This is a genomic window from Sphingomonas sp., assembly GCF_051962185.1.
In the GTDB taxonomy this organism is placed as follows: Bacteria; Pseudomonadota; Alphaproteobacteria; order Sphingomonadales; family Sphingomonadaceae; genus Sphingomonas.
In genome coordinates this window covers 1-4676 of record NZ_JBQCCN010000058.1, presented here as the reverse complement: position 1 = coordinate 4676, position 4676 = coordinate 1, and the positions used below count along the sequence as shown (strand labels likewise).

Here is a 4676-nt window from a genome sequence, read left to right as displayed (position 1 = left end):
CTCGCCGTCTATTGCGGCTCCGCCTCGCCCAGCGACCCCCGTTACGTCGAGAATGCGCGCGAGGTTGGGCGCACCCTGGCCGAGCGCGGAATCGGCGTCGTCTATGGCGGCGGGCGGCTCGGGCTGATGGGAGCGGTCGCCGATTCGGCGCTAGAAGCCGGCGGTCAGGTGATCGGCATCATCCCCGAAGCGCTGGTCGCCGCCGAAGTCGCGCACAAGGGGCTGACCGAACTCCACGTCGTCGGCACGATGCACCAGCGCAAACAGGCCTTCACCGACCTGTCCGACGGCTTCGTCACCCTGCCGGGCGGCACCGGCACGATGGACGAATTGTGGGAAGCGCTGAGCTGGGCGCAGATCGGCTATCACGCCAAGCCGGTCGGGCTGCTCAACCTCGACGGTTATTATGACGGGCTGGTCGAGTTCTGGGAGACGATGGCACGGGTCGGCTTCGTCCGGCCGCAGCACCGGGAGCTGCTGATCGTCGCAGCCACGCTCGGCGAGCTGCTCGACAAGATGGCGGCGTTCGAGCCCGCGACCACGATCGGCCAGATCGGCGCCAAGGATCTATAATCGGGTTTGGGGAGGGCGATGACGACACCCGACCTCCCGAGCCGCGCGGCGATCGTCGCCACCGCGCGCGAATCGATCGCGCGGGGATCGAAGAGTTTCTTCGTCGCGTCGCTGCTGTTCGGTCGCCGCACACGCGACCATGCCTGGCTGCTCTATGCCTGGTGCCGACGCTGCGACGATCTCGCCGACGGCCAGGATCACGGCCACGACCTCTCGATCGTGCCCGATCCCGCCGTCCGGCTGGCGGCGATCCGCGCGATGACCGAGGCCGCGCTGGCCGGCGAGACGGTCGGCGACCCGGCGTTCGACGCGCTCCGCATCGTCGCCGCCGAGACGCGCCTGCCGCACCATCTCGCGCACGATGTGATCGAGGGTTTCCGCCTCGACCTCGAGGACTGGAGGCCGCGCAGCGAGGACGACCTCTATCGTTATTGCTACCATGTCGCCGGCGCGGTCGGCTGCATGATGGCGGTGGTGATGGGGGTCTCGCCCGACGACCAGGACACGCTCGACCGCGCTTGCGATCTCGGCATGGCGTTCCAGCTCGCCAATATCGCGCGCGACATAGAGGAGGATGACCGCGCCGGGCGCTGCTACCTGCCGATGGAATGGCTGGTCGAGATGGATTTCCCGCCCGGCCAACACATGAAGCCACCGTTTCGTCACCGGCTGACCGTCCTCGCGAAGAGACTGGTCGACACGGCCGCCGCGTTCGAGGCCAGTGCGCGGGTGGGAACGCCGCGGCTCGGGCTGCGCTCGGCCTGGGCGGTGCTGACGGCGGCGGGGATCTACGGCGCGATCGGGCGCGAGGTCGAGGCGCGCGGCGACCACGCCTGGGATCATCGCGCGCGGACATCGGCGATCGTCAAGATCGGCTGGATCGTTCGGGCGCTGGGTCAGGCCTTGCGGCGCCGCCGCCGCTATCCGCCGGCGCCGCGCGAGCCCGATTTGTGGGCGCGCCCGCGTGGTTAGCACCGCGTGAACCGCGCTCGGTCAGGACTCGGCAAGCCCGACAGCCTAGCTTACCCAATATGACGATGCTTTCCGTCAAATTCGCGCGCACCTTGCAGCGCGGCCGCGCGGAACCCGCGCCGCCGCCGACACGCGCCGGATTGCTGCTGACGTTGCTCAGGAAGCGCGCCGCCGCGCACAATGTCGGCGCCGAGGATTTGGAGGCGATGCTGCGCGACCAGATTCGCTGGTCGCTGCCGATGCGCCGCGGCGCGGACGCGGAAAGCGACAGTCAGGAGCCGGCCGCCGCTCAGCACGAACCCGCCTGACCCGCGCTAATTGATCAACGGATCGCCCGGCCGTGCGCGGTGATAATGCCGCTCGGCCAGCCACGCCCCGACCAGCGGCAGCACCAGCGTCGCCGCCGCGAGCCACGGCGGCTGCGCCAATTCGATCACGTTCCACAGGCCCGCCGCCACTACCAGCATTGCGACGATCCAGCCCGCCGGGCGCCATTGCGCGATGCGCAGCGCCGCGAACGTGCCGACCAGCCCGGCCAGCAACCACGTCGCCGCGATCGTCGCCTGACCGGCGAGCGGCATGCGCATCACGGTTTGAGCAAGGACGTCCTGGCCGCTTGCATCCGCCACGACCGGTGCGGAAAACCAGGCGCCGGCGAGCGCCCATAATCCGTCGATGAGCGCGACCGCGAGCACCAGTCCGACAATCACGCCGATCAGCTTACGCATGAAATTCCCCCGCTTCGGGGAACCCTTCTATCGCGGAACCGCGGCGGCGCGCCAGATCAGCTCCGGCGCGCCGGCGCCGCGACATTGTCCGCCATCGATTGGCCGACCTGGCGGCACGCGGCGGTGATCGTCGGATAGTCGAGATCCGTGTTGCGCATCAGCGCCGCCGGCATCGCCGCCCGGCATTGCGCCGCGCTATAGTAACGGACCGGCTCGATCCGCTGTTGCGCGCATTGTGTCTGTCCGTCGCCGCAGCCCATGATCGCGATGACGTAGAATACCGAACCCATGTCTTCCTCCGTCGCGCCTATAATCCCTGGCGCGCGAGGACGGTTCCCTGAATGGTCGCGGCTCCCTACATAGGCGCGCGATGCCGCCCACCGACCTTCCGCCGACCAAGGATCGCCCGCTGATCCCGACGCTCCGGCGCTTTCTCCCCTATCTGTGGCCCGCCGATGCCCCCGGGCTGAAGGTGCGCATCGTCGTCGCGATGCTGTTCGTCGTCGCGTCGAAGGTCGTGCAGATCTACGGCGCCTATGCGATGAAATGGGCGATCGACCGGATGGCGGGCCACGATCGCTCGGTCATCTGGCTCGCGATGGCGCTGGTCGCGGGCTACGCCGCCGCGCGGCTGATGAGCACGGCGTTCGACAATATCCGCAACGTGGTGTTCGAGCGCGTCGGTCAGGAAGCCACCCGCCGGCTCGCCGCGACGGTATTCCGTCACCTCCACCAATTGTCGCTGCGTTTCCATCTCGAACGCCGCACCGGCGCGGTCACCAAGGTGGTCGAGCGCGGCACCAAGAGCATCGACACGATGCTCTATTTCATGCTGTTCAACATAGCGCCGACAGTGCTCGAACTGACCATGGTGCTCGGCCTGTTCTGGTGGAATTTCGGGCCCTGGCTGGTGGTCGCGACGCTGGTCATGGTGGTGGTCTATATCGCCTTCACCCGCTGGGTGACCGACTGGCGCAATGCGCTACGCACGCGGATGAACGACCTCGATACCGGCGCGGTCGCGCACGCGGTCGATTCGCTGCTCAATTTCGAAACGGTCAAATATTTCGGCGCCGAGGAGCGCGAGGCGCGGCGCTACGAAGGCGCGGTATCGGCCTATGCCGACGCCGCGGTGAAGAGCGAGAACAGCCTCGCTTGGCTCAACATCGGCCAGTCGCTCGTCACCAATCTGATGCTGGCCGGCGGGCTCGCCTTCATCGTCTGGGGGTGGGCGCAGCAGCGCTTCACGGTCGGCGACGTGACGTTGGTGTCGACCCTGCTCAGCCAGTTGTTCCGCCCGCTCGACCTGCTTGGCATGGTCTATCGCACGATCCGCCAGGGCGTGATCGACATGGCGGCGATGTTCGACCTGCTCGATACCGGCGCCGAAGTGGTCGACGCGCCCGACGCGAAACCGCTCAAAATCGATCGCGGCCATGTCCGATTCGAGGACGTGCATTTCGGCTACGAGCCGGGCCGCGACATCCTGAAAGGCATCGACCTCGACGTGCCGGCCGGCCAGACGCTGGCGGTGGTCGGGCCGTCGGGCGCGGGCAAGTCGACGCTCGCGCGGCTGATGTACCGCTTCTACGACCTGACCGGCGGCCGCATCACGATCGACGACCAGGATATCGGCACGGTCACCCAGGCAAGCTTGCGCGCCGCGATCGGCATCGTCCCGCAGGACACGGTGCTGTTCAACGACACCATCGGCTACAACATCGCTTATGGCCGCGAAGGCGCGAGCGAGGAGGACATCGTGCGCGCGGCGAAAGGCGCGGCGATCGCCGGCTTCATCGAGCGTCAGCCCGACCAGTACGAGACGCGGGTCGGCGAGCGCGGGCTCAAATTGTCGGGCGGCGAGAAGCAGCGCGTGGCGATCGCGCGCACCCTGCTCAAGGACCCGCCGATCCTGATCCTCGACGAAGCGACCAGCGCGCTCGACAGCCGGACCGAGGCCGAGATTCTCGGCACGCTCCAGGCGATCGAGCGCGGCCGCACGACGATCGTCATCGCCCACCGCCTGTCGACCGTGGTCCATGCCGACCAGATCGTCGTGCTGGAGAACGGCCTGGTCGCCGAACGCGGCACGCATGCCGAGCTGCTGCGCAGGAACGGTCTCTATGCCGAGATGTGGGCGCGCCAGGCGCAGGAGCGCCAGGAAGCGCTGGCGGCGGAATAGAGACCAAAACGGCAGCTCGGCGCTTCTTGTCGAAGCGAAGATCGAAAGCGCTATGTGCTCCTGCGAAAGCAGGAGCCCAGGGTAGCGAAGGACTGGATTAACCCTGGATTCCTGCTTTCGCAGGAACACAGTGTACTCAAGCCTCCGAACTCGGATGGGGGGACGGCGGTCGGCCTTGGTGACAAGCTTGACGCCTGCGTTTCGAGGAGGATCAATGTCGA

General features: G+C 67.6%; 6 protein-coding genes. 4 read left to right on the top strand and 2 right to left on the bottom strand.

The genetic code is table 11. From position 1 onward, the window contains the following. From ACTHJR_RS03715 to ACTHJR_RS03705, 3 genes are all read left to right on the top strand, one after another. Positions 1-573: TIGR00730 family Rossman fold protein (locus tag ACTHJR_RS03715; protein WP_440521765.1), on the top strand; the 573-nt coding region annotated here is incomplete at its 5' end. 18 nt (positions 574-591) lie between these two features. Further along, entirely contained in the window at positions 592-1545 is a 954-nt protein-coding gene (locus ACTHJR_RS03710; protein ID WP_440521763.1) for a phytoene/squalene synthase family protein, read from the top strand. Positions 1546-1604: 59 nt separating this feature from the next. Then, entirely contained in the window at positions 1605-1853 is a 249-nt protein-coding gene (locus tag ACTHJR_RS03705; protein ID WP_440521762.1) for a hypothetical protein, read from the top strand. Between the two features lie 6 nt (positions 1854-1859). Here ACTHJR_RS03705 and ACTHJR_RS03700 read toward each other — a convergent pair whose 3' ends face one another. After that, a complete protein-coding gene (locus ACTHJR_RS03700) occupies positions 1860-2273 on the bottom strand; it encodes a hypothetical protein (protein ID WP_440521761.1) in 414 nt (137 codons plus the stop codon). Between the two features lie 56 nt (positions 2274-2329). After that, positions 2330-2563 (bottom strand): hypothetical protein, encoded by a 234-nt coding sequence (locus ACTHJR_RS03695; protein ID WP_440521760.1) that lies wholly within the window; start codon positions 2561-2563, stop codon positions 2330-2332. A gap of 80 nt (positions 2564-2643) precedes the next feature. Between ACTHJR_RS03695 and ACTHJR_RS03690 the strand changes: the two genes are divergently transcribed. Further along, a complete protein-coding gene (locus ACTHJR_RS03690) occupies positions 2644-4455 on the top strand; it encodes an ABCB family ABC transporter ATP-binding protein/permease (RefSeq protein ID WP_440521759.1) in 1812 nt (603 codons plus the stop codon). The last annotated feature ends 221 nt before the right edge of the window (positions 4456-4676 follow it).